The sequence below is a fragment of the Bacillus sp. FSL R5-0397 genome (assembly GCF_038593395.1).
Classification (GTDB): Bacteria; Bacillota; Bacilli; order Bacillales; family Bacillaceae; genus Bacillus; species Bacillus altitudinis.
In genome coordinates this window covers 34,530-60,179 of record NZ_CP151992.1, presented here as the reverse complement: position 1 = coordinate 60,179, position 25,650 = coordinate 34,530, and the positions used below count along the sequence as shown (strand labels likewise).

General features: G+C 42.1%; 27 protein-coding genes and 2 rRNA genes. 1 reads left to right on the top strand and 28 read right to left on the bottom strand.

The genetic code is table 11. The features are described from left to right. Nucleotides 1–59 precede the first annotated feature (59 nt). The 13 genes from spoVG to metG all read right to left on the bottom strand — a co-directional run bounded on the left by spoVG (nucleotide 60) and on the right by metG (nucleotide 12,309). Nucleotides 60–356, bottom strand: a complete 297-nt coding sequence (spoVG, locus tag NSQ70_RS00320) for a septation regulator SpoVG (protein WP_008357439.1) — start codon at nucleotides 354–356, stop codon at nucleotides 60–62. 224 nt (nucleotides 357–580) lie between these two features. Beyond that, a complete protein-coding gene (gene ridA, locus NSQ70_RS00315; protein WP_008341860.1) occupies nucleotides 581–958 on the bottom strand; it encodes a 2-iminobutanoate/2-iminopropanoate deaminase in 378 nt (125 codons plus the stop codon). Between the two features lie 38 nt (nucleotides 959–996). Then, nucleotides 997–1,830, bottom strand: a complete 834-nt coding sequence (gene purR / locus NSQ70_RS00310; RefSeq protein WP_007496210.1) for a pur operon repressor — start codon at nucleotides 1,828–1,830, stop codon at nucleotides 997–999. A gap of 55 nt (nucleotides 1,831–1,885) precedes the next feature. Beyond that, complete coding sequence (gene ispE / locus NSQ70_RS00305) at nucleotides 1,886–2,755, bottom strand: 4-(cytidine 5'-diphospho)-2-C-methyl-D-erythritol kinase (protein ID WP_017359321.1); 870 nt, start codon at nucleotides 2,753–2,755, stop codon at nucleotides 1,886–1,888. 147 nt (nucleotides 2,756–2,902) lie between these two features. Further along, a complete protein-coding gene (locus tag NSQ70_RS00300) occupies nucleotides 2,903–3,088 on the bottom strand; it encodes a small, acid-soluble spore protein, alpha/beta type (RefSeq protein WP_017366434.1) in 186 nt (61 codons plus the stop codon). Between the two features lie 162 nt (nucleotides 3,089–3,250). Next, on the bottom strand, nucleotides 3,251–3,508 hold the full coding sequence (locus NSQ70_RS00295) for a Veg family protein (RefSeq protein ID WP_003217979.1): 258 nt from the start codon (nucleotides 3,506–3,508) through the stop codon (nucleotides 3,251–3,253). 213 nt (nucleotides 3,509–3,721) lie between these two features. Further along, on the bottom strand, nucleotides 3,722–4,606 hold the full coding sequence (gene yabG / locus NSQ70_RS00290; RefSeq protein WP_007496216.1) for a sporulation peptidase YabG: 885 nt from the start codon (nucleotides 4,604–4,606) through the stop codon (nucleotides 3,722–3,724). Nucleotides 4,607–4,833: 227 nt separating this feature from the next. Beyond that, nucleotides 4,834–6,189, bottom strand: coding sequence for an IS1182 family transposase (locus NSQ70_RS00285; protein ID WP_047947312.1), 1,356 nt, complete (start codon nucleotides 6,187–6,189; stop codon nucleotides 4,834–4,836). Nucleotides 6,190–6,420: 231 nt separating this feature from the next. Beyond that, nucleotides 6,421–7,299: a 16S rRNA (adenine(1518)-N(6)/adenine(1519)-N(6))-dimethyltransferase RsmA gene (gene rsmA / locus NSQ70_RS00280; protein ID WP_008341873.1), complete on the bottom strand. Its 879-nt coding sequence runs from the start codon at nucleotides 7,297–7,299 to the stop codon at nucleotides 6,421–6,423. Then, on the bottom strand, nucleotides 7,292–7,852 hold the full coding sequence (gene rnmV, locus NSQ70_RS00275) for a ribonuclease M5 (RefSeq protein ID WP_008341876.1): 561 nt from the start codon (nucleotides 7,850–7,852) through the stop codon (nucleotides 7,292–7,294). Before rnmV ends, rsmA begins: the two co-directional genes overlap by 8 nt. Nucleotides 7,853–8,012: 160 nt before the next feature. Beyond that, nucleotides 8,013–9,215, bottom strand: coding sequence for a G5 and 3D domain-containing protein (locus NSQ70_RS00270; RefSeq protein ID WP_254506477.1), 1,203 nt, complete (start codon nucleotides 9,213–9,215; stop codon nucleotides 8,013–8,015). A 244-nt stretch (nucleotides 9,216–9,459) separates the two neighbouring features. Beyond that, the gene (locus NSQ70_RS00265) at nucleotides 9,460–10,227 is read right to left on the bottom strand and encodes a TatD family hydrolase (RefSeq protein WP_256688905.1); all 768 of its coding nucleotides are present in this window, start codon (nucleotides 10,225–10,227) and stop codon (nucleotides 9,460–9,462) included. Between the two features lie 81 nt (nucleotides 10,228–10,308). After that, nucleotides 10,309–12,309 (bottom strand): methionine--tRNA ligase, encoded by a 2,001-nt coding sequence (metG, locus tag NSQ70_RS00260; RefSeq protein WP_039170321.1) that lies wholly within the window; start codon nucleotides 12,307–12,309, stop codon nucleotides 10,309–10,311. Nucleotides 12,310–12,828: 519 nt separating this feature from the next. On the opposite strand from metG, the gene NSQ70_RS00255 reads away from it, so the two are divergent. Then, entirely contained in the window at nucleotides 12,829–13,119 is a 291-nt protein-coding gene (locus NSQ70_RS00255; protein WP_087975202.1) for an AbrB/MazE/SpoVT family DNA-binding domain-containing protein, read from the top strand. A 44-nt stretch (nucleotides 13,120–13,163) separates the two neighbouring features. On the opposite strand, the gene rsmI is transcribed toward NSQ70_RS00255, so the two are convergent. The 15 genes from rsmI to NSQ70_RS00180 all read right to left on the bottom strand — a co-directional run bounded on the left by rsmI (nucleotide 13,164) and on the right by NSQ70_RS00180 (nucleotide 25,580). Continuing rightward, nucleotides 13,164–14,045 carry a 16S rRNA (cytidine(1402)-2'-O)-methyltransferase gene (rsmI, locus tag NSQ70_RS00250; protein ID WP_256688904.1) on the bottom strand — a complete coding sequence of 294 codons (882 nt, stop codon included), beginning with the start codon at nucleotides 14,043–14,045 and terminating at the stop codon, nucleotides 13,164–13,166. Next, nucleotides 14,020–14,319, bottom strand: coding sequence for a GIY-YIG nuclease family protein (locus NSQ70_RS00245; RefSeq protein WP_019744059.1), 300 nt, complete (start codon nucleotides 14,317–14,319; stop codon nucleotides 14,020–14,022). The genes rsmI and NSQ70_RS00245 overlap by 26 nt, the downstream gene beginning before the upstream one ends. Then, entirely contained in the window at nucleotides 14,306–15,049 is a 744-nt protein-coding gene (locus NSQ70_RS00240) for a tRNA1(Val) (adenine(37)-N6)-methyltransferase (RefSeq protein WP_017359328.1), read from the bottom strand. The genes NSQ70_RS00245 and NSQ70_RS00240 overlap by 14 nt, the downstream gene beginning before the upstream one ends. 55 nt (nucleotides 15,050–15,104) lie before the next feature. Then, complete coding sequence (gene yabA / locus NSQ70_RS00235; RefSeq protein ID WP_007496228.1) at nucleotides 15,105–15,458, bottom strand: DNA replication initiation control protein YabA; 354 nt, start codon at nucleotides 15,456–15,458, stop codon at nucleotides 15,105–15,107. Between the two features lie 14 nt (nucleotides 15,459–15,472). Beyond that, nucleotides 15,473–16,300 (bottom strand): stage 0 sporulation family protein, encoded by an 828-nt coding sequence (locus tag NSQ70_RS00230; protein ID WP_024719352.1) that lies wholly within the window; start codon nucleotides 16,298–16,300, stop codon nucleotides 15,473–15,475. Nucleotides 16,301–16,302: 2 nt separating this feature from the next. Next, nucleotides 16,303–17,292: a DNA polymerase III subunit delta' gene (holB, locus tag NSQ70_RS00225; protein WP_041506542.1), complete on the bottom strand. Its 990-nt coding sequence runs from the start codon at nucleotides 17,290–17,292 to the stop codon at nucleotides 16,303–16,305. An 11-nt stretch (nucleotides 17,293–17,303) separates the two neighbouring features. Next, the gene (locus NSQ70_RS00220) at nucleotides 17,304–17,744 is read right to left on the bottom strand and encodes a YaaR family protein (RefSeq protein ID WP_008341898.1); all 441 of its coding nucleotides are present in this window, start codon (nucleotides 17,742–17,744) and stop codon (nucleotides 17,304–17,306) included. Between the two features lie 12 nt (nucleotides 17,745–17,756). Continuing rightward, nucleotides 17,757–18,086: a cyclic-di-AMP receptor gene (locus NSQ70_RS00215; RefSeq protein WP_012008640.1), complete on the bottom strand. Its 330-nt coding sequence runs from the start codon at nucleotides 18,084–18,086 to the stop codon at nucleotides 17,757–17,759. A gap of 79 nt (nucleotides 18,087–18,165) precedes the next feature. Next, entirely contained in the window at nucleotides 18,166–18,804 is a 639-nt protein-coding gene (tmk, locus tag NSQ70_RS00210; protein WP_007496237.1) for a dTMP kinase, read from the bottom strand. Beyond that, nucleotides 18,801–20,207 carry an aminotransferase class I/II-fold pyridoxal phosphate-dependent enzyme gene (locus tag NSQ70_RS00205; protein WP_326112969.1) on the bottom strand — a complete coding sequence of 469 codons (1,407 nt, stop codon included), beginning with the start codon at nucleotides 20,205–20,207 and terminating at the stop codon, nucleotides 18,801–18,803. Before NSQ70_RS00205 ends, tmk begins: the two co-directional genes overlap by 4 nt. A gap of 77 nt (nucleotides 20,208–20,284) precedes the next feature. Then, nucleotides 20,285–21,346 carry a toxic anion resistance protein gene (locus tag NSQ70_RS00200; protein ID WP_326112967.1) on the bottom strand — a complete coding sequence of 354 codons (1,062 nt, stop codon included), beginning with the start codon at nucleotides 21,344–21,346 and terminating at the stop codon, nucleotides 20,285–20,287. Nucleotides 21,347–21,367: 21 nt separating this feature from the next. After that, nucleotides 21,368–21,982, bottom strand: coding sequence for a 5-bromo-4-chloroindolyl phosphate hydrolysis family protein (locus NSQ70_RS00195; protein WP_212361976.1), 615 nt, complete (start codon nucleotides 21,980–21,982; stop codon nucleotides 21,368–21,370). Between the two features lie 128 nt (nucleotides 21,983–22,110). Next, nucleotides 22,111–22,302 (bottom strand): sigma factor G inhibitor Gin, encoded by a 192-nt coding sequence (locus NSQ70_RS00190; protein ID WP_017359334.1) that lies wholly within the window; start codon nucleotides 22,300–22,302, stop codon nucleotides 22,111–22,113. Between the two features lie 170 nt (nucleotides 22,303–22,472). After that, nucleotides 22,473–22,588 (bottom strand): 5S ribosomal RNA (gene rrf / locus NSQ70_RS00185). 61 nt (nucleotides 22,589–22,649) lie between these two features. Continuing rightward, a 23S ribosomal RNA gene (locus NSQ70_RS00180) occupies nucleotides 22,650–25,580 on the bottom strand. Between the last annotated feature and the right edge of the window lie 70 nt (nucleotides 25,581–25,650).

Below are 25,650 nucleotides of genomic sequence, written 5' to 3'. Positions count from 1 at the left end.
AGCATTTAAAAGAAAACATTCATTTTCTCTTAAAGCTGTCTTTTTAGGTTCACATATCTTTAAGAAGCTCCAGCTTCTTCATATTCAATTGTCTCTTCCTCTTCGCCTAAGCGATGATACTCATTTAAAACAGCATCTTGGATTTTACCCCGAGTGCTTGAATTAATTGGATGTGCAATGTCGCGAAACTCTCCATCAGGCGTACGTTTGCTAGGCATTGCAACAAACAAGCCATTGTTTCCATCAATCACACGAATATCATGAACAACAAATTCGTGGTCCAGCGTGATGGATGCAATCGCCCTCATGCGACCATCGGTATTCACGCGGCGTAATCTTACGTCAGTAACTTCCACAGTAGTTCACCACCTTTTCCCAATATAAAAGCATTAATTAGGTATTCAACGATTGTGGTGATTCTCCTGCTCTTTTTTTAAACTTTTTTTGAAATATCGGGATATTTATACATTTTTTGTCATTTTAATGACGACGCTTACATCGGTTGCGTGAAAAAAGACATCATGACGATGCCTTTTCATACATATAATGAAACCAAACGGTCTCCAAAGAGATGGCCTGTTTATTTCACTAATGCCACAACTTCAATTTCTACAAGTGCATCTTTTGGAAGTCTGGCTACTTCTACACATGAACGAGCTGGCTTATGTGTATGGAAGTATTCACCGTACACTTCATTCACTTCAGCGAATTGTTCCATATCTTTAATGAAAACCGTTGCTTTCACGACTGTTTCAAAGGAAGCACCCGCTGCTTCAAGGACGGCTTTAAGATTATGAAACACTTGGTGTGTTTGTTCTTTAATATCTCCATTCACAAAATCTCCAGCTGGCGTTAACGGAATCTGCCCTGAGCTGTAAAACATGTTATTGACGATAATCCCTTGAGAGTAAGGTCCAATGGCTGCTGGCGCGTTTTTGGTTTGAACAACTTTTGTCATATCAATCTCTCCCATTCAAATACATGTTTGATCAAAGCTTAAGCTTTCGAATGAAAAAACTCGTGGAAATTGCCTTCATTAATCTCAATGATTTTCTGCTTCATATCAATGGTTGAAAGCTTTAAAAGCGATACATATTCATCGACAAGACGTTCATCTACGCCTTCATCTTCTAATAAAACACCGATCCCTGCAACATTTGCATTAAATTCCTCTAGCAGATTCATCATGCCATTAATGGTTCCGCCTGCTTTCATAAAGTCATCAATAATCAACACATTGGATCCTTTATCTAAGCTCCGCTTTGCAAGTGACATGGTTTGAATTCGGTTAGAAGAACCTGATGCATAATTAATACTCACAGTTGATCCTTCAGTTACCTTATTATCTTTTCTAACGATCACAACAGGCACATTTAAATAACCTGCAACAGAATAGGCAATCGGAATACCTTTCGTCGCAACAGTCATGACAACATCAATCGGTCGATCCGAAAAAATGGTCGCAAAAAGCTTACCGATTTTCGCAAGAATCGATGGATTGCCTAAAACATCAGTTAAATATAAATAACCGCCAGGAAGCACACGTTCAGGAGTTGATAATGCCTCTCCGATATCGTTGACGACTTCGTCTGCTTCTTTTAGATGAATCTTTGGAATATATTTCACTCCGCCAGCAGCGCCAGGTACAGTAAGTAAAGTCCCTATTCCCTGCTGTTCGAAGGTCTGTTTGATAATCGTTAAGTCTTCACTAATAGAGGACTTCGCAGATTGATATCGCTCTGCAAAAAAAGTTAAAGGTACTAGTACGTGCGGGTGGGTTAACAAATAATTTGTTAAGTCCACCAATCTGCCGCTTCGACGAAACTTCATGAACTTACCCCCAGAACCCGAATAATTTATGAATAATATAACTTAATATACGGATTTAATCAAGGGTATTTTGTTCGCCGATCATGCGGACAGCGTAAACCTGATCACAAAATCCTCTCAGTCCGTTATATATTCTTTGTACCTTCGATTCATATTGAATCAAGCCAAATACAGTTGGCCCGCTGCCGCTCATTAATACAGCATCTGCTCCGAAACGCTTCATCTGTCTCTTAATCATATCGACTTCTGGATACATCTTTAATGTCACAGATTCCAACACGTTACCGAGTGAGCCGCACATCTCTTTATAATCTTTCGCTTCAATTGCTTCAATCATACGCTGTACATTTGGGTGTTCTACTTTGCTTGCGTCATATTGTCTGTAGACCTCAGCTGTAGATACCCCAATCACCGGCTTCGCTAAAATCACCCAGCAATGCGGCGGTGTCGCAATATGCTTTAGTTTCTCTCCACGTCCTGTCGCTAGCGCTGTCCCTCCGTGTACACAAAAAGAGACATCTGAGCCGATCTCCGCTCCAAGCTCAGCTAGTTCATCTAACGTGAGATTTAACTTCCACAAACGGTTTAAGCCGCGAAGCGCTGCTGCGGCATCACTGCTGCCTCCAGCTAAACCTGCTGCGACGGGAATTGCTTTTGTGATGACAATCGATACGCCTTTTTGAATACCGAATCTTGTTTTTAATAATTTAGCTGCCTGATAAGCCAAATTCCGTTGATCATCTGGCACAAAACGATTATGAGATGATACACGGATTTCGTCTTTGTCCAGCTCTGTCAGCTCTAGTCGATCTGCAAGATCTATTGTTGTCATCACCATCTCCACTTCGTGATATCCATCCGGTCTTTTTCCATGAACATCAAGTGAGAGATTAATTTTTGCCGGTGCTTTTTCTAAAATACGCAAACATTTCACCTACTTCTCCATCTAAACATAAGTATCAATATTGTATCACATTTGATGGATCTGATGAATATTGGCTTTTGCCCCCAGCACACTCACTTTTTCAAGCAAAAAAGACCAGAGACACCCGAGGTATCCCTGATCATTTCTTTATCGTTGATTCTCTTCTTGAGCCATGTGCTGTTGAGCTAATTCAATGGCACGCTTGACCATATTTCCTGCGTCACGCGCACGAATCTCTCCCCAGCCTCCATTTTTGACGGTATCATAAAATCCAAGATCCTTCGCCAGCTCGTATTTGAACTCATCTGACATAATGCCTCGGCGTCTACCCAAACGAAACAGCCCCTTTGGTCGAGAATTCGAATCATCGCCACTCATTTGTGGCTTTCTTATTTTGCATCGATTCCTGCCTTTTACCCCTTTCAAATAATGGACAGCCTCCCATACAGAAAAAAAGGCAAAACAAAAAGCAGTAAACAAAAAGTTCACTGCCCATTAATAGGCGACTGAGCTAGCGGTATCATCGAACGTTAATTCGACCGTCTCAGTCAGTATATCTGCATAACTGTAAGAAACTCTTTCAAACGAATTCTCATCTTGATCTAATTGAATCACAAAAACAGAAGGGTACGTTTCAGCTAAAATGCCCGAACGCTCAATTGTTTTTCGGCGGCCTCCGTTAGCCTTTAACGTCAAACGTTTACCTAAGTTACCATCAAGCGATCTTTTGATGTCGGACAAAGTCTTCGCCATTGCATCCACCTCACTGAGATAATTATACAACAACGGCCCATTTTTGTCAAATAAAAATTAAATTATATCAACCAACACGAGCCATTGTCAACAAAATATTTTTGACAAACTTCTACCTTTTCTCCTCCCTATTTTTCTCAAATTCCGGTGAATTATGTATTCATATGAAATTTCTTTTTGAGCATAAAAAAAACCAGACTGAAATCAGTCGGGTTATGTCGATTCATGGTCTCTTTTATATGGCATACCTACCCTTAAAACACCCCTTGTTTCAATCCCTCCGAGACCTTTTTCTCTCGTCAGCGTATTTCGGAGCACATCCCACACGTTGATTCGATCTACAAATGGAGTGAAGCTGATCTTGGCAACAATATAGACGGGGTCAAGTGCATGAATGTTGACACGTGAGGGTGAGCTTGCAAAATTAGCACCTGCTTGAATTAATGATTCAAAATGAGATTGGCAGGCACCTGCAAAGATCACGAGCTGATCTAAATGCGGAACCTTCCTTCTTGCCTTTTGAACCGTTTCAACGAAATGACGAGAATGACGATATGCACCGATATCGTGTACACCGCCCTTTTGTTTAGAATACGCATCATGTCCTGTGATGACCAAAATATCAGGCCGGTATTGATCAATTAATGAATCAATCATGCTTGGCATTTTCTTCTCGTGGCAATGCACACCATACACAGGTACACCGATTCTTTCATATACATCTAAGCATTTCTTTAAGTATGAAGCATCTCCATCTAAATGCAGAACCTTTCCGGGCATATGAAAATACTGCTCCTGATGCTGATATTGTCCAGACGTATAATACTCTTGTTTTTCACGAAGCAGCTGATAATCTTGCCTGAGTAAGTCGAGCGATTCGTTAATTTTCCGTTCATCGTCCTTCTCTCTTGTCAGCTGCTCCTCTTTTTGAATCAAGACCAAATCTGACATCTTCGCATCGGCGATCAGCCTCACTTCATTCCCATGCAAAATGGCGGTGGCTTCGTGCTGGTCTGTCTCATCAATTCGAATGATACGAAACATAATATCCATCTGATAGGATGCCCTCGTCACCATATCTCCTATTTGAAATTGCATGCTTTTCACTCCACAATCAGGCTCTTATCCTGTTGGTATCGTCTTACGCTACACTTGTTCTTCTTTCAGGTGTGTTGTTCTTTCTAGCCTATGCCTGAACAGGTGAAGTGGTGAAAACCAAAAGAAAAAAGCCCTTATGAAAGGGCTTTCAGACCGTAGACAAACCCCACCTTTACTTCAAGTAAAAGTGGGGTTTTCACTTATTTTGATAAAATTGATCAGTCGCTTTACGCTGGACATGGCTCTTTCCATGTCCAGTTTGCTAATTTCTTAAGATTCATGGCAGCGAAAGTAAGCATCGCCTGCATCGAAACTTTTTTCAATCCTCGAAGTTTCGTCCATCGCATTCCATGCTTTTCTTTTGCATCCGCAAAAACGCGTTCAATCGTTTCTTTCCGTTTTGCATAGATGTTCTTATTCATTTCAGTGAGTCTCAGATGGTCTGCTTCGTCTAGGTAGTCCTGCCAAATATGTCGGTGAATCTGTTTGGTGTGATTTTGACTTTGTGTACAGTTATCTAGAAACGAGCAGGATTTACATACCTCTGAATCGGACGCATATTGCTTATATCCCTCTCTAGTCGTTGTACGATAAGAAAGAATTTGCCCGTTTGGGCAAATGTAACAATCAACATGTGCGTCATATACGTATTCATTCTTTTTCAAGTAACCAGCTTTTGTTTTCGGGCGAGTGTAAGGCATGACAGGTCTTATCTCTTGATCCATTAAAAACTTGGCGATATAAGGTGTTTTATATCCAGCATCCACTGCGACTACATTGGGTTTTCCGACTTTCTTTGTCACCTTTGATACAAGTGAATCTAACATACGACTATCATGAACATTTCCACCAGTGACCAGTGTTCCTAAAATAAATCCTTTTGAATCACAAGCCGTATGAAATGAATAAGCAAATAACTTTTCACGTTCATCCTTTACATAGTAGCCACTCTCTGGGTCAGTTGTACTGACCTTGATTTCTTTTTTCTCTTCTTTATTCTGTAGGGGTAACGGCTTTTTTCCATGTTCCTCACGATCAACATTGATCTCCTCATGAAGCTGATTTTGATAACTTCTCGTTTCTACTCGAACAATTTTCTTTTCAAGTTTTTTCTTATTGGCGTTCGCTTTTACATGAGTTGAGTCAATGAAAGCGATAGATGGATCAACGAGACCTTTTTTCATCGCTTCTCTTAAGATTCGATAAAAAATTTGTTCGAATAAATCTGTATCATGAAAGCGTCTCACGTAGTTCTTACCGAAGGTAGAAAAGTGCGGAATTTTCTCTGAAAACCCATACCCAATAAACCAACGATAAGCAACATTGGTTTCAATTTCTTTAATGGTTTGACGCATAGAACGAATGCCAAATAGATATTGGATCAAAACCATTTTAATAAGAACAACGGGATCCACACTTGGTCTACCGTTATCAGAACTATAATGATCTTTGACAAGATCATAAACAAAATCAAAATCGATCGCTTGATCAATTTTTCGTACAAGATGATCTTCAGGCACTAATTCATCTAAGGCCACGACTTCTAATTGATTTCTTCTTTCTTCTTCACGTTTCGATAACATGTTCATCCCCCACAGAAATGTGTTATTGCCCTTATTATACAAAAAAGCGTGTAGACTTTGTCTACACGCTGAAAGCCCTTATGAAAGGGCTTTGTCTTCTTTTCAGCGTGATAGAAAACCTTTGCAGTCTAGGAAGGACGAGTACTGGCGCGAAGCGAATTTGACATTCGTGAGCACCAGCGCGCAGGACTGACACCGAATGCGAGGGTTTGTCTACACGCTGAAAAGCCCTTATGAGAGGGCTTTGTGTAAAACATTGGACAAACGGGCAAATTCATCGATTGACAATGATTCACCGCGGCGTTTCCCATCAACCTCAGCTGTTACAAGGGCTTCTTCAATGATGGCTTTATGTTTCTTGCCATCTGGCAGATTGTTCATCAAGTTATTCATCAATGTCTTCCGGCGCTGGCCAAAACTCGCACGAATCAGTTGAAAGAAAAACGTATCATTGTCTACTGAGACTGCAGGTGTTTCACGAACAGTTAGTTTGATCACCGCTGAATCCACATTTGGTTGTGGGACGAAAACCGTTTTCGGCACAACCATGACCGTCTTCGCTTCTGTATAAAATTGCACTGCAATCGACAAAGAGTTGTATTCTTTTGATGAAGGAACAGCAGCCATGCGATCTGCTACTTCTTTTTGCAGCATGACAACGATTCCTTTCAATGGAAGGTTTTCTTCAAGCAATTTCATAATAATTGGTGTCGTCACATAATAAGGAAGGTTTGCTACGACCATTACTTCTTTACAGTCAGCAAACTGTTCTTCAATCACCTTTCTTACATCTGCCTTCAATACGTCTTGATGAATAATGGTGACATTATCATATGGAGAAAGCGTATCGTTTAAAATCGGCAATAGGCGCTGGTCGATTTCAAAAGCCGTGACTTTCTTTGCCCGTTTGGCGAGCTGTTCAGTCAACGCACCGATACCAGGGCCAATTTCAATCACACCGGTCTCATCCGTAATCTCTGCATGATCGACAATGCGATCTAAAATATTCGTATCAATTAAAAAGTTTTGCCCTAAGCTCTTTTTAAACGAGAAACCGTACTTCTTCAGTATTTCCTTCGTTCTGATGGGCGTCGCAATATCTTTATTCATCGGCTTCCTCCTGCATGACGGTCTTTAAGGCCGCAATAAAATCCTCTTTCGTTATTTGGAACATGTGAAGACGCTTTTGCAGCTGCTTCGCATTTGTATATCCTATATTTAAAAGCACACCTAATCGTTCGCGGCGGCGTTTTGATGCTTCGCCTCCGATAAGGCCTGCGTCAAATAAATCGTCTAACGTAATCTCGCTTTCTGATTCTTCCATTTCCTCATGGACATGTGCAAGGCATTCTCGAATACTATCCAAGGAAGCATGCTCGACACCAATTCCTTTGTCCCGCTTCGCTTTCGCAAGGTGTTTTGGTAAAAAGGCGTGCTTACAGCCAGGGACAGCCTCTGCGATGGTTTTACGGATCTTTTCCCCAGGGAAATCAGGATCAGTTAAAATGATAACCCCCCTCGTCTCCTGAGCAAGACGCACTTGTTGAATGACTGTATCGCCAATGGCAGATCCATTCGTTTCAATCGTATCTGCATCAACTGCCATCTTTACTCTAGCAGTGTCGTCACGACCCTCCACCACAATGATTTCTTTGATTTTCATCTATTCCTCCGCTTGCAAAAACAATCTACATTTTTTTGTCAAAAAATGAAACCTTCCATGCTGTTTTTGCGTCTAATTAATTAGAAAACAGTGCTTCTATTATAACCAAAAAAACAGAGGGTGCGCAAAGCCCTCTGTTCATATAAATGATTTGATGTGTTTATTTGAGCACTCTAATTTTCACTCGTTTATTTCCCCATTGATAAGCTGCCGACTTACTTGGGACGAACACATCAATTTTATTCCCTTTTATAGCAGATCCAGTGTCTGATGCAACGGCATACCCATAGCCTTCCACATACACTTTAGAGCCCAGCGGAATGACACTCGGATCTACTGCTATGACCTTTGCACCCGGATTTGCTTTTAAATTAAAGCCTGTAGACGTTCTACCCGTACATCCAGCACAGCCCGCTGTATAGGCTGTGGACGTCACATAGAACTCTTTTCCTGACGATTCATTACTTCTTGAAACCGCAGGGGACGCTTTAGGTTCTTTCTTGGACACTTGTGTACCAACGGCCACTAAACGATCCTTACTGTCTTTTGCAGTAACCTCTTTAATTAATTCTTTAGACACCACTTTGCCGTTTTCTTTCACAATGGCATAGTGCTTCTTTAATTTACCTTCTTCACCTTTTTCAAGCACCTTCTCTTTTCCTTTTTCAAGAGATCGATCCTTTTTATGTTTGGTATCAAAAGCAATTTTCTCTTCCACTACATCGGTGACTTTTTCCACCCGAGTGATCTTCACATCTGCGCTTTTTTTAGAAAGGTGACTATGTAACGCAGGTTTGATCTTATCGTGCTTCTTGAGCTTCAGCTCTTGTTGCTTTAAAAAGTCAGCGACCGTAGTCGAAGTGGTCCACACTTTCTTATCCTTTCCTCCATCGTTTAAGCTGACCTGGAAGGCCTGCTGAACCACAAGATCCATATTCTTTTTAATCTTGTCATTCTTTCCTGGAGTTACTTGATCGTGCTTCCCAATATCTATCTTCTCATTCTTCAATAATGCTCCAACCGTCTGATCTGTTGTCCATATCGTTTTCTCTTTCCCATCTAGGGTGAGATGAACCGGTATAGCCGCATCATACACAATGTTCATGTTGTCTTGAATCTTTGTATTTAGACTTGGAGAGATATGATCCTCCGCCCTGGTCCTTATTCCAAGGTCTGAAAGCAGCTGTGCTACTGTCTCTTCATGTGTACGAATTGTCTTCTCTTTGCCATTGATTGAAATGGTAATAGACTGCTTAGTGAGCTCATGCGCACCGTAAGCCGTCCCAGTTCCAGCTAAAAGCAAGCAAGTGACTAGAAATAAAACCTTGCCTTTTCCTAGCTTGACAGAAAACAGATTTTTCATTTTTTGTACGATGAAAAACGCCTCCTTCTCCTCGGAGAGATTATATAGAGTATCTCAAAACCTGTCAACCCTTCCACCCACTGTACAAAAATGCTCGATTGTAAACCTATTATGGGAGATTTTTGGAAGGAAGGGAAGAAAGACTTATCGACAACTTATCCTATGAGGAGGCGCAAACGTGTAGAACTTTTTCGTTATGTTTCACAATTGGACAAGCTTAAACAAGGATTGACATCATATACTGTCAGTTTATACGGAAAACTTTTTTCGCATTTTCTGTTGTCAATGCAGCAAGCTCTTCAAAGCTTATTTCTCGCAATTCAGCAATTTGTTCTGCGATATATTTCACATAGCTCGGCTCATTTCGTTTCCCTCTAAATGGTGCTGGAGTTAAATACGGGCAGTCTGTCTCAATCAGAAGACGATCACTTGGAATATCCTTTACAACTTCTTTCGGTTTTTTCGCATTTTTAAATGTCACAGGTCCACCGAATGAGATATAAAAGTTCATTTCCATACACGCTTTTGCAATTTCGAGGCTGCCAGTAAAGCAGTGCATAATTCCTCCGACTTCTGTCGCTCCTTCTTCTTTTAAGATCGTCACTACATCTTCCGTAGCGTCACGGTTATGAATGATAATTGGCAGATTCACTTCTTTTGCAAGAGCAATTTGACGTCTAAAGACTTCTTTTTGCACATCTTTTGGCGACTTGTCCCAATAGTAATCTAGACCCATTTCTCCAATGGCAACAACCTTTTCATGCTGAGATAATTCTTTGATCCAAGCCAAATCTTCATCTGTCATATCAATGGCATCAACAGGATGCCAGCCGACGGCTGCATACATAAAATCATATGCTTCAATTAGCTCCATCGCTCTCGTAATGGTTGGACGATCAAACCCGACCACCACAATCTTCTCTACCTTTTCACTTTTGGCTCTTTCAATCACCTGCTCTAAGTCTTCATTATATTGTTCAGCATTTAAGTGGGCATGTGTGTCAAATAACATGGTTGATTTCTCCTTTCGACAATTCTTCTGAAAAACAAAAGGTGTTCGACGAAATGTTACACGTGGAACACCTTTGTTAAATTATAAAATTTTCGTTCCATTTGCTAGAGATTGATCTACTTCAAGAACCTGCAACTTACCACTAGTTTCTCCAGTTAAAATCATTCCCTGGGAAATTTCCCCTCTTAGTTTAACTGGTGTGAGATTCGCTACGCAGACGAGCTTCTTCCCTACCAATTCTTCTGGTTGATAATGCTTGGCAATCCCTGAGACAATTTGTCTCTTTTCAAATCCAAAATCAAGCTGAAGCTTTAAGAGACGGTCAGCTTTTTTCACTGGTGCTGCTTCCAATACTTGTGCTACACGAAGGTCAACTTTCGAAAAATCATCGAAGGCAATTTCGGCACCCAGTTCAGGTAATTCAGTTTCTTCTATTTCAACTGACTCTTCTTCTACCTTAGGCGCACTTCCTTGCATCTTCTCTTTAATGTATGCCACTTCTTCTTCAACTTCTAAACGAGGGAACAATGGCTCACCTTTTTGTACCGTCGCTTTTTGAATCGCACCGAAAGAAAGAATGCTTTCCCAGCTTTTGAGTTTCTCTTCTTCAATTCCAAGCTGGAAGAAGATTTTCTCAGGTGTTTTTGTTAAGAATGGTGTTAACAATACAGCTGTGATTCGAAGTGATTCTGCTAAATGGTACATCACAGAATGCAGTTCTTTTCGTTTTGTTTCATCCTTCGCTAACACCCATGGAGCTGTTTGATCAATATATTTATTCGTTCTGCTGATTAATGTCCAAACATTTGAAAGAGCCACCGAGAATTCGAGGTTTTCCATCGCTTCTTCATAGGCTTTCACCGTTTGTTCAGCTACAGCTTTTAGTTCCTCATCAAACTCATTGACTGGTCCCTTATAGCTGCTTAATGTACCGTCGAAGTATTTTTGCACCATCGCCACTGTACGGTTAAGTAAGTTCCCTAAATCATTGGCAAGGTCATAGTTTACACGTTCCACGAATCCTTCTGGTGTAAACACACCGTCTGCACCAAATGGCACTTCGCGTAGCAGGTAATAACGAAGAGCATCAAGACCATAGCGATCAATTAACGTAACAGGATCTACTACGTTCCCTTTTGATTTAGACATTTTGCCATCTTTCATGAGCAGCCAGCCATGTGCAAAAATTTGTTTTGGCAGCGGCAGATCAAGTGCCATCAGCATAATTGGCCAGTAAATTGTATGGAATCGTACAATTTCTTTCCCGACTAGGTGTACGTTGGCAGGCCAATATTTTTTATATTTTTCATCTTGATCGGTTCCGTAGCCAATCGCTGTTAAGTAGTTGAATAACGCATCAATCCATACATAGATGACGTGCTTCGGATTATTAGGTACTTTAATGCCCCAATCAAAGGTTGTTCTTGATACAGCCAAATCCTCTAGTCCCGGTTTAATGAAGTTATTAATCATTTCATTCTTTCTTGATTCAGGCTGAATGAACGACGGATTCTTTTCGTAATAGTCCAGTAAGCGATCAGCATACTTACTCATACGGAAGAAATATGATTCCTCTTTAATCAATTCAACAGGGTGTCCACTGTCTGGGCTTTTCCCTCCAATGACTTCCCCTTTCTCATTTCGCTCAACATCAACAAGCTGTGTTTCCGTATAGAATGTTTCATCAGGAATACTGTACCAGCCCTCATATTGATCTAAATAAATATCTCCTTGATCAAGCAGCTTTTGGAAGACTTGCTCAATGATTTTCGTATGTCTTTTTTCCGTTGTACGAATGAAATCATCGTTTGAAATGTCGAGTTTCTTCCATAATGATTTAATGTCAGCAACGACCGGATCTAAATACTCAATCGGTGTAATATTTTGTTCTTCAGCTTTTTGCTGAATTTTTTGTCCGTGCTCATCTGTACCCGTTAAATACATCACATCATAGCCTTGCAGACGTTTATATCGAGCCATGGCATCCCCTGCCACTGTCGTATAAGCATGTCCAATATGTAATTTTCCGCTCGGATAGTAAATTGGTGTAGTCAGATAAAACGTTTTTTTCTTTTCCGGCATGTCGGAACCTCCTGCTTGTGTGTAAATGTCAAAAACTCCCGCCCAATGGACGAGAGCGGTCATCATACTTCATTAAAATGTGTCAGATCATTTCATTATGTTTTGCACTTGTGCTTTCTCTATGATACCATCTTAGCCTTTAAGATCAAGCATATATACATAGAACAGATTGAAATGAACGAAAAAGATGAGTTTTTCGAAAAAAACGACAAACCGCTCGACATTTTGTCGAATATTGTCGTATGAAATCTATTTTCAGATTTACAATTGGCTAAATTAGGGCAAAAGTCTTGTTAATCTGTTATCGTCATTTTTCATATTTTTATAGATAAATTCTGAAAAATCCTTATACACCGGTAGTTTCAAGGTCCTTTGACTTTAAGAGTCATATTTTACAAACAATAGTAAACAAAATGATTGACGATTTATGGAAACCTTGTTATGCTAGGAATGTAAGGAATTTGTCGAATAATGACGAAGATAATATTATATTAAGAATAAGAACTTTTTGGGAGGAGAATGAAGATGAAATCTACAGGTATTGTACGTAAAGTTGACGAATTAGGACGCGTGGTGATTCCAATCGAGCTTCGCCGTACGTTAGGAATCGCAGAAAAAGACGCTTTGGAAATTTATGTTGATGATGAAAAAATTATCCTAAAAAAATATAAACCAAACATGACTTGCCAAGTAACAGGTGAAGTATCAGACGATAACCTTAAACTTGCTAATGGTAAATTAGTTCTTAGCCGTGAAGGTGCAGAGCAAATCATTAACGAAATCCAAAACCAACTTCAATCACAAAAATAAGTTTTATATAAAAAGGTTCTTGCACCGTTTGCAAGAACCTTTCTTTATTGTTCAATATGATACGCATCATAGATCGTCCGCTTTGGCACACCACGTTCGACCGCAGTACGTTTAATAGCCTCTTTTGACGTTAACCCTTCCTCTATGTAATGGATCACGTGCTCTTTTTCAGATAAAGAATTCCACCAAGCTTCTTCATTCAGTTCTTCTTCATCCTGATCATTTCCTTGTACAATGAGACAGAACTCACCACGGATTTGTTGTTCTGTCACCCAGGTCAGCGCGTATTCTAAATCTCCACGAATGAACTCTTCAAATTTCTTTGTCAGTTCTCTCGTAATGGCAATATTCCGGTTCCCCCACACTTCTTTCATCACAGTGAGCGTTTCCTTTAACCGATGGGGCGATTCATAGAAAATAATTGTTTCTTGGCGTTTCTTCAATGCTTCCAACTGTTTTTTCTTTTCCTTTTTTTGACGATCAAGAAAACCGTAAAAGAAAAATGGCTGAGGTGCGATTCCTGACGCAATGAGTGCCGTAAGTGCTGCATTTGCACCAGGTAACGGAATGACATAGCCTCCGATGTTCGTAAAGTCGCGAACCACTTCGGCTCCTGGATCAGAGATCGTCGGTAAACCGGCATCGCTCACGAGTGCAATGTTCTTTCCTTCTTTTAACCATTCGATTAACTTGTGACCACTGCTATCTTTGTTATGTTCATGATAACTCGTTAATGGGGTATCAATTTCATAGACATTGCAAAGCTTTTTCGTTTGTCTCGTATCTTCTGCGGCAATATAGTCTACATCTTTTAACGTTTGTATCGCTCGAAACGTCATATCTTCTAAGTTTCCAATCGGGGTTGGTACGAGATAAAGAATACCCATTTCTGATTGACCATCAAAGCTTTTCTGTGTCTTTTTCATGTGCCGCCTCCTTTTTGATTCGCTTTTCTTCTATATACATGTCCTTTTTTCGACGTGTCCACGTTTTGAAACGATATTCCTGTTGCATGGCTTCTCTTTTGGTTAAAAAGCATTCGTGGTAATAGAGTTCCACCGGCCGTCTAGCTCTCGTATACTTTGCACCCTTCCCGCTATTATGGGCAGTCAGCCTTTTTTGTAAGTCATTTGTATACCCAGCGTACAAACTGCCATCTGCACATTTCAATACATAGAAATAATGACTATGCTTCTCCATACAGTATCGTCCTGATTTCTTTTGTATACTCTTGGTCTTCTCCATAAACAAAAAGCGGCGGGAGGATTTTCAAATCCGGCTTTCCATCTTTCATCCCTTCCACTAAAATGGTATTCGCTTCTTTTCCCTGTTTCGGATATACAAATTGAATTCGTTTTGGCTCAATTCGGTATTTCTTCATCATTTCAACAATCTCAAGCAGCCGTCCAGGGCGGTGAACCATTGCCAGTTTGCCTCCTTGCTTTAACAAAGTGGAAGAAACACGAATGACATCTTCTAATGTACAATGAATCTCATGACGTGCGATCGCCAAATACTCATTTTCATTGATTTCATCCTTAGAAGGAGTCTTAAAATATGGCGGATTACAAGTAATCACGTCTACTTTGTGGTTTCCGTACCGTTTAGGCATATCATTTAAATCACCATGGATCAACTCAATCTGCTGCTCCAGTTGATTATGCGCCACACTTCTCTTTGCCATATCAAACAGGCGTTCTTGAATTTCAACCCCTGTAATAGAGGCTTTAGATCTCGTCGAAAGCAGCAATGGAACAATGCCATTTCCCGTACAAAGATCAATAATCTCCCCTTTTTGAATCGGCACATACGCAAATTTTGCTAATAACACTGCATCCAATGAAAAGGCGAACACCGTTTTACTTTGAATAATTTTCATATCTTCTGCAAGCAAGTAGTCTAAACGTTCATCTTCTCTTAACGAAACCATGATGTATCCTTTCTTTTCCTGTGAAAAAGGCTCCCGATTCAGCGGAAGCCTTTTCTCATTTTTTATTTAAAAATGACAGACAGAACAAACAGTCTCCCTCTTTCCGAATGCTCCCATAATGTACATTACAAATATGGAAGCCCTCCTGATATAAACGAGCTAGGTTATCATGACCTTCTCCTATATCAGAATGACTTGGCTTCTGGGCAGAATCATGCTCTGCCTCAGACGATTTATCTCGATCGGATTGATCCAGACGTTCACGCAAGTGCTGATTCTCCATCTGCAGCTGATGATTTTCTTCAATCACTTCACCGATATGATTTTTCAAATCACCTAGCTGGCGATAAAGAGAACCGATTTGTTCTTCTAAATTAATCACCGTATCAAATAGTTCCTTTTTATCCAAGGTGGCACACCTCGTTACTCAGTTGTTTGTGCAGATACAACGCCTTCTTGTATTAATTCTTCCCAAGTATATTCTATCACTTTTTCTTGCCCGGTTAATTCAACTTGCAAAATTCGTTCTAAAATATTAAGCCCTACTACCTTTGCAGAGCCATTAGACGTCTGAATCGTTTCACCGATGTCCGGTAATTGTTCTTTTGCTGTTTCGTACTCATCATTCTCATATTTCAAGCAGCACATCAAACGACCGCAAAGCCCTGAAATTTTGGTAGGGTTTAACGAGAGGTTTTGATCTTTTGCCATTTTAATGGACACAGGTTCAAAATCTCCTAAGAAAGTTGAACAGCAAAGCATACGGCCACACGGACCAATGCCGCCTAGCATTTTCGCCTCGTCTCTTACACCGATTTGACGAAGTTCAATTCTCGTCTTGAAGATAGATGCAAGATCCTTGACCAGCTCACGGAAATCTACTCTGCCATCCGCTGTAAAATAGAAGATGACCTTGTTGCGGTCGAATGTAAATTCGACATCGACCAGTTTCATTTCCAGGCCGTGTTCACTTACTTTCTGAAGACATGTGTCAAAGGCTGCCATCGCTGCTTCTTTGTTCTCCTCAACGATGAGCCGGTCTCGTTCGTCTGCGACGCGAATCACCTTACGCAAAGGGAGAACCACATCGTGTTCATCTACTTTTTTATTGGCGATGACCACTTGCCCGTACTCAACACCTCTGACTGTTTCTACAATGACACAACTATCATTTTCTATATGAAATCCATTAGGATCGAAATAATAGATTTTGCCCGCTTTTTTAAAGCGAACACCAATTACGTTGTACAAGCTTATCCCTCCTGCAACATCAACACCAATTGCTCCATTAGCCCTTGGGCATTCACGTTGGATTGAAGTCTCTTTTTCGCTTCTAATACAGCAAGGATCTGATTCGTCACCATCTGCTGTGTGGAATGCAGCGCGTGCTGCTTCATTGTCTGGAATAAGTCTTGATAAATGACTTTATCTTCATTTCCTATTTGAATCGACAATACATCACGATATATAAATAAAAGCATATCAAGACCAGTTTCTTGAAGGTCTTTCTCTTTGAAAAAAGGCATCCATTGATCTTGTATATAAAAAAATGCATGTTCTTTTCGCTGGTGTAAGACTTCATACAATTTTATCACTTTCGCTCTAGACTCTGCAAACTGATCATTTCGACTTAATTCGAGTGCTTCTGCTAAATTATTGGTTAAATTCGACAAAAGCCTTGCGAGATCCTGAGACACGCCTTCTTGTAAAAGCTGCTGCTCCAAAGATTGCGGCTGCAGCGGCTGAAAGCTAAGCATCTGACATCTTGAAATAATCGTATCCAGCATTTTATGCGATTGTTCAGTGATTAAAATTGCCATCGTTTCCCGGTTGGGCTCCTCTAGGAACTTTAATAAACTGTTCGCAGCATTGACCGTCATTTTGTCCGCATGGAGAATGATATACATTTTCCGATGCGATTCTACGCCTGCTTTTGTAAATTCCTCCTGCAAAGCCTGCACTTGCGCCTTCTTAATTGATTGACCGTCAGGCTGCACTAGATGTAAATCTGGATGGTTGCCAGACTGAATTCTTTTGCAGTTTTGACAGGACTCGCATGGTTTCACTCCTGCTTCCAAACAAAAAAAGCTCTTCGCTAAAAGCATCGCAGCATCTAGCTTTCCTGTCCCTTTTTTTCCTTCAAATAAGTAAGCATGAGCCAGTCGGTCTTTATCAATACTATTAAAAATCAGCCGCATGACGCGCGGCTGTAGATCATTCATGTCATCCCAGCTAATTGCCATGTTATCACTCTCTATGTGTAAAGGTTAATCAATAAACCTTTTATTTCTCCAATACGTTCAAGCAAATCAATCGAGGGTTTCTCTTGATTCATCATATCCTCTGTTAACTCAATCAGCTTTTCATCTAATGCTTTGACTAAAGCGAGTGTTCGTGTGTTGCCATAAATGTCAAAGCTCCTTGATGTCTCTATATTTAATCCATTATCGACTGTTTCTTTTACAAAGCGTTTCACAAGTCCTTTAAACCTAGCCAAATCTTTAAGGTTTCGTGACTTTGTCAGTTTTTTGCCGAAGACTTCGATATCGCTCAGCATGACTGTCAGCTGCTCTAAACGCATTTTTCCACTTTGTGTCTCCATCGATGATTTAAACGATGCTGAAGTTTGGCTTCCTTTCATCGCTTGAAGTTCACGCTTTTCTAAAAGCAGCCGCATATCTTGATTAATTTTCACAGCAACCCATCCTTAAAATTGATGAAATTGTTCAACTGGCAGAATAAAGACGGTAGCTCCACCAACTTCAACCTCAACAGGGTATGGTACATATGAATCTGCATTTCCACCCATTGGTGATACAGGCGCGATCATTTGATCTCGTTTACGGCAATTTTCCTTGATTAGCTGTAACGCTTTATCCACTCGGACATCATCGCAACCAATGATAAAAGTCGTGTTCCCAGACTTTAGAAATCCACCAGTCGAAGCTAATTTTGTCACGCCGAATTGATGTTCGGTCAATATTTTCAATAACTTGCTGCTATCTTGATCCTGTACAACGGCAACAATTAATTTCATTTGATTGGCCTCCTTCATTTTAGGCACAGGTGACATGCCGATGTCTTCCTCTATATTATAACAACGATTGGGAATGAGGTCATATTTGATTTTTCTTTAATGTGTCCTGAATCAGCTGAAACACTTCATTAAAGACATCCTGAACAGGCTGAGACGCATCTACTACACGGAATCGTTCTGGTGATTGCGCAATCAGCAGCTCATATCCTTCTCTGACCATTTGATGAAAATTCAATGTTTCCATGTCTAATCGATTTTTTTCTCTTCCTTGATTGGCATCAATTCGCTTTAGACCTTCCTCTGGTGTAATGGAAAAGTAAATGGTCATTTGCGGCATCGTGCCATCAATGGCAAAATCATTAATGGATTTGACTTCTTCAATCCCAAGCCCTCTCGCATAGCCCTGATAAGCAAGGGAGCTGTCGACAAAACGATCACATAAAACAGTTTCCCCCCGCTTCAATGCCGGTTCTACTTTTTCAGCCAAATGCTGCCTTCTAGCTGCTGCATAAAGCAATGCCTCTGTTTTTGCGTCCATTTTTGTATTTTTTTCATTTAAAATGACTTCACGAATTTGCTCTGCAATGTCAATGCCTCCAGGCTCACGTGTCGCCATCACTGCATAGCCTTGACGTTCCATTTCTTCGTACACTTTTCGAATCACTGTCGTTTTTCCAGCACCCTCAGGCCCTTCAAACGTAATAAACATACCGCTCATAGTGTCTCCTCTTCTATATAAACATATAATTTTCTCTGGTGAATCACCTGACTTGCTTGCACATGAACTTGATGCCCAAGCAAACGGCTTAACGTCGCAATTTGATCTGATTCAATCGGTTCTCCTTTAATCATCAAAGGAATACCAGGCGGATAGGGAATGACCGATTCTGCACTAATCCGGCCAGCTGCTTTTTCGAATGGAACAGCTTCTACATCTCGCTTTTGCTGATCGTCCTCTAAGAAGAGCGATCCCGTTTGAGGCTCTTTTTTTACAAGCAATGAATCACTTTGCTGAAGAGCCTGCTCTATAGCTGTAAAAGGAACGTCCTTTGTCTGCCTTAGACCAAAAACGAGTAAGACTTGATGTTCATCCGCAAGTTCTGGGTGAACCTCCACCGACTCAAGCACCTTTTTGAGTTCATAGCCTGTCAGCCCTTTTGTTGAACGAATGACACATTTTAATGGATCCATAGGTAAAGAGTCAGACTCAACCACTTCGAGATTGGAGATCATATTGAACTGTGCTTTCAGCTTTGCCAAGTCTCTCATGATTTCGTCCATTAACCCTTTTCCCTTCAACTCCTCCACATAAGCTCTCGCCACATCTAACGAAGCCATAATTGGATAGGAAGGTGAACTGCTTTGAAGCATCGTTAATAACGTCTTTATCCGCTTCACATCAATTCGGTCTCCTTGAAGATGGAGATAAGACCCCATCGTCATTGCCGGAAGGGTTTTATGTGCTGATTGTACCACCACGTCTGCTCCATAGGAAAGGGCAGAAGGAGGAAAGGCACCGCCTAATACAAAATGAGCACCATGTGCCTCATCAACTAATACAATGATGCCAGCTTCATGACACATTTGAATGAGCCCTGATAAATCAGCTGCATGTCCGTAGTAGTTCGGATATGTCAAAACGATTGCCCGGCAGTTAGGATGTGTCGCCATAGCTTGTTTGACTGTTTCCTCCGTCACATGAGTTGGGACGTGCAAGTGCGGATCACTCTCGGTTTCTAGCATAATAGGCGTCGCTCCCGCAAGCTCAATCGCATGGAACACAGACTTATGACAATTTCGCTGAACGAAAATGCCCTCCCCAGCCTGACACGCAGACATCACCATCGCCAAATTGCCAACGGTTGTGCCATTCACAAGGAAAAAACTTTGTTTAGCTCCATATAGCTTTGCCAATAAATCCTCTGCCTCTTGAATCACCCCAGTCGGATGGTGAAGATCATCTAGACCTTCAAGTTCTGTCACATCCAGCTGAAGAATGGATGCATAATAGGACCGTGCCTCATCAAAAAAGACATCTCCATTGTGATGTCCCGGAACGTGAAAAGAATAGGGCTTCTTTTCCGCATGTTGTGATAATGCTGTATATAAAGGTGTTTTCAAACAAATCGACCCTTTTCACTTAAACGATATCTTATATCTATTATAACGTTCAAACAAGTGAACTGAAAGATGGATTCTCATTCCTTTATTGGTTTATGATTCACCAGCTTCTGCTCTGCCTCATGCATGCTACTTTTTAATTGAGCTCGTTCTTGGCTCCCATGTTCTTTTACCTGCAACGTTTCCTGCAATGTTTCGGCCAATTGGTGCTGAACCTTTTTCAACGTATCTATAGGCGTTAAGGATGCATCTGCAAGCAGCTGTCCTTGCTGCTTCGATACCTGTTCATATGTTTGCTGGATACGCTGCTCAAGCGCTGAATTGGCTCGCTGCTGAATATGATTGAACGCAATCGACATTTGGTTGATCCATAAAGGAATTGATGCGGAAACAGTTGATTGAATATGATTGGCTAATGTATGGTTTGTATGCTGAATCATTCGAATTTGGGCATTACATTGCAGTGCGATTTGACGGCTCAACAACAAATCATACTTCCGTTCTTTTAATCTCTCCATATATTCTTCTTCATCGACTTCCCGACTCATCAATTGTTCCTCTAATGTCCGATCATGTGACTGTGATTCTGTTAGGGCATGTTGCTCTAACAGCGACAATTTTGCTTCAACTGCTGCAACCTGTAACGTCATCTCTTGAAAGTATGATTGATTTTCTTCAAATAAACGCTCCAATAACTTATGGTCCGAAATTAACACGCCTCTTGCGTAACGAAGCCTTGCTGACAATCTCTCTATCTGTGCTTCTGCTTGTTTAAAACGAGATATGATCTCCTGAGTAGAACGCTTTCCTCGCTGAAATAACCTTAAAAAAAAGCCTCGCTTCTTTGGCAATAAATCCTCTGGCTCCACTAAATGCAGTTGCTGTAAAAAAGCTTCTAGAACGTCTCCGATTTGGTCAATATCTTTTTTCTCCACATATTGCATCATTTGTTTTGATTGTTCTAACAATCGTTCCTGCACACGTGTGCCATAGAAAAGCAGTTTTTGTGGATGGTCAGGGATCTTCTCAGCTCGTTGTAGCGCCTCCTGCTTTTCCTCATCAGATAAGGTATCAAACACCCGAAACGGAAGATCTGTAGTAGATGGGGCTGGTGGTATGACTGGATCTTCTGGTTTCATCGAGTTTGACTCCTTTCATGTCTATTTTTTAATCATTTTATCGGCCACTTCAAGTTCAATATGAAGTGCTTCTATATCTCTTCCTAAAACTTGCTGTAAATCATTCGTTAATTGCTTTTGCAGTTCAGTCAGCGTGACTCGAGTTTGGCTTAATGTCATTTCAAGCTCATGGCTACGATTCGGCTGATTATACAGCAGTGCATATTTCTCAGTTAATTCAACAACAGAATCCAAACTCTCAAAATAAAACCGCTGTGCATCATAAAACCGGTTCGGTTCCTTTTTTGTTATCGTATAGATGCGTCGTGCAAGCCGAAGAATTTCATAATTATGCTTGATCGTCTGTACGTTCTTCACACCAAATAAAGCTTTCTTCAAACGAACCAGCTTTTGCCCAGCTTCTTTTAAGTGCTGTTTAATATATACATAATCACTGCGAGACAGTCCGTGTTTCTTCAAAAACAACTGGAAGGCAGCCCATCGGCTTCCTGCAAACATCACACCCCACCCAATCATCGCATACAGTATCGACAATCCAACATGATGATGGAAAACACCAATACTGACAGTTAAAATCACCAGCGAAAAAAGAGTAGAGAGAACGGCCCATACAAATGTGTAAAAAATTGATTTCATGTTCATCGACTCCTATGAATAATCAGGCTCTCTGTTTATCTTATTATTTATTACGGTTGATGTCCAAACTAAGTTCCAAAAAACAGGCCCAATCCCCGATTGCCCATAAAAAAAGACCATCTAATGGTCTATGAATACAAAGGCGGCGTATGAAGATTTTTAAGCTTTCTTACATAATCAGCATAACTAGGATCCGAGGTTGATGTAGAAATTAACTTCCGTTCACAATCTCGGCATAAAAACTGATGATATAAATAAATTCCCTTTGTTTTTTTCTCTTCACAAATCAAACAAATTGCTTCTCGCTCTTTTTTGCTCATTGTGACACCTCCACTTATAGCTTCAGTATGCCCTAGCGCTTTCAATTGTATACAAAATTAAGAATGTTTTAGATGATAGTTTAGTATATGTATCCATGCCAGATCGAGTGTTTGTTCCTTTTTTAAAATACAAAAAAGACCAGTTCCGATTGGAACTGATCCTTTGAAAAGCTTGGCGGCGTCCTACTCTCACAGGGGGAAACCCCCAACTACCATCGGCGCTGAAGAGCTTAACTTCCGTGTTCGGTATGGGAACGGGTGTGACCTCTTCGCTATCGCCACCAAACCTGATGGAGAGAATGTTCTCTCAAAACTAGATAACAATGTTCATTTTTCACATTAGAATATAGGTTAAGTCCTCGATCTATTAGTATCTGTCAGCTCCACGTGTCACCACGCTTCCACCTCAGACCTATCAACCTGATCATCTTTCAGGGATCTTACTTCCTTGCGGAATGGGAAATCTCATCTTGAGGGGGGCTTCATGCTTAGATGCTTTCAGCACTTATCCCGTCCGCACATAGCTACCCAGCGATGCCCTTGGCAGAACAACTGGTACACCAGCGGTGCGTCCATCCCGGTCCTCTCGTACTAAGGACAGCTCCTCTCAAATTTCCTGCGCCCGCGACGGATAGGGACCGAACTGTCTCACGACGTTCTGAACCCAGCTCGCGTACCGCTTTAATGGGCGAACAGCCCAACCCTTGGGACCGACTACAGCCCCAGGATGCGATGAGCCGACATCGAGGTGCCAAACCTCCCCGTCGATGTGGACTCTTGGGGGAGATAAGCCTGTTATCCCCGGGGTAGCTTTTATCCGTTGAGCGATGGCCCTTCCATGCGGAACCACCGGATCACTAAGCCCGACTTTCGTCCCTGCTCGACTTGTAGGTCTCGCAGTCAAGCTCCCTTGTGCCTTTACACTCTGCGAATGATTTCCAACCATTCTGAGGGAACCTTTGGGCGCCTCCGTTACATTTTAGGAGGCGACCGCCCCAGTCAAACTGCCCACCTGACACTGTCTCCCTGCCCGATAAGGGCAGCGGGTTAGAAGGTCAATACAGCCAGGGTAGTATCCCACCGATGCCTCCACCGAAGCTAGCGCTCCGGTTTCCAAGGCTCCTACCTATCCTGTACAAGCTGTACCAACATTCAATATCAGGCTGCAGTAAAGCTCCACGGGGTCTTTCCGTCCTGTCGCGGGTAACCTGCATCTTCACAGGTACTATAATTTCACCGAGTCTCTCGTTGAGACAGTGCCCAGATCGTTGCGCCTTTCGTGCGGGTCGGAACTTACCCGACAAGGAATTTCGCTACCTTAGGACCGTTATAGTTACGGCCGCCGTTTACTGGGGCTTCAATTCGCACCTTCGCTTACGCTAAGCGCTCCTCTTAACCTTCCAGCACCGGGCAGGCGTCAGCCCCTATACTTCGCCTTACGGCTTCGCAGAGACCTGTGTTTTTGCTAAACAGTCGCCTGGGCCTATTCACTGCGGCTTCTCGGGGCTTTAACACCCTAAGAAGCACCCCTTCTCCCGAAGTTACGGGGTCATTTTGCCGAGTTCCTTAACGAGAGTTCTCTCGATCACCTTAGGATTCTCTCCTCGCCTACCTGTGTCGGTTTGCGGTACGGGCACCTCTCACCTCGCTAGAGGCTTTTCTTGGCAGTGTGGAATCAGGAACTTCGCTACTAAATTTCGCTCGCCATCACAGCTCAGCCTTCACGGGAAACGGATTTGCCTATTTCCCAGCCTAACTGCTTGGACGCGGATATCCAATACCGCGCTTACCCTATCCTCCTGCGTCCCCCCATTGCTCAAATGGTGAGGAGGTGGTACAGGAATATCAACCTGTTGTCCATCGCCTACGCCTTTCGGCCTCGGCTTAGGTCCCGACTAACCCTGAGCGGACGAGCCTTCCTCAGGAAACCTTAGGCATTCGGTGGACGGGATTCTCACCCGTCTTTCGCTACTCATACCGGCATTCTCACTTCTAAGCGCTCCACCAGTCCTTCCGGTCTGACTTCACTGCACTTAGAACGCTCTCCTACCACTGTTCGTAAGAACAGTCCGCAGCTTCGGTGATACGTTTAGCCCCGGTACATTTTCGGCGCAGAGTCACTCGACCAGTGAGCTATTACGCACTCTTTAAATGGTGGCTGCTTCTAAGCCAACATCCTGGTTGTCTAAGCAACTCCACATCCTTTTCCACTTAACGTATACTTTGGGACCTTAGCTGGCGGTCTGGGCTGTTTCCCTTTCGACTACGGATCTTATCACTCGCAGTCTGACTCCCAAGGATAAGTCATCGGCATTCGGAGTTTGACTGAATTCGGTAACCCGGTAGGGGCCCCTAGTCCAATCAGTGCTCTACCTCCGAGACTCTTACCTTGAGGCTAGCCCTAAAGCTATTTCGGAGAGAACCAGCTATCTCCAGGTTCGATTGGCATTTCACCCCTACCCACACCTCATCCCCGCACTTTTCAACGTGCGTGGGTTCGGGCCTCCATTCAGTGTTACCTGAACTTCACCCTGGACATGGGTAGATCACCTGGTTTCGGGTCTACGACCACGTACTCATGCGCCCTATTCAGACTCGCTTTCGCTGCGGCTCCGCATCTTCTGCTTAACCTTGCACGGGATCGTAACTCGCCGGTTCATTCTACAAAAGGCACGCCATCACCCGTTAACGGGCTCTGACTACTTGTAGGCACACGGTTTCAGGATCTATTTCACTCCCCTTCCGGGGTGCTTTTCACCTTTCCCTCACGGTACTGGTTCACTATCGGTCACTAGGGAGTATTTAGCCTTGGGAGATGGTCCTCCCGGATTCCGACGGAATTTCACGTGTTCCGCCGTACTCAGGATCCACTCTGGAGAGAACAACATTTCAGTTACAGGGCTGTTACCTTCTTTGGCGGGCCTTTCCAGACCTCTTCGCTTATATCGTTCCTTTGTAACTCCGTATAGAGTGTCCTACAACCCCAAGAGGCAAGCCTCTTGGTTTGGGCTGTTCCCGTTTCGCTCGCCGCTACTCAGGGAATCGCATTTGCTTTCTCTTCCTCCGGGTACTTAGATGTTTCAGTTCCCCGGGTATGCCTTCTCATACTCTATGTATTCAAGTATGGATACTACTCCATTACGAGCAGTGGGTTTCCCCATTCGGAAATCTCCGGATCAAAGCTTGCTTACAGCTCCCCGAAGCATATCGGTGTTCGTCCCGTCCTTCATCGGCTCCTAGTGCCAAGGCATCCACCGTGCGCCCTTTCTAACTTAACCATTTCTTACTTTAGAAAGAATCACTATGTGTGATGAACTTTGCATTGCATTCAATGTGAATGTATTACTT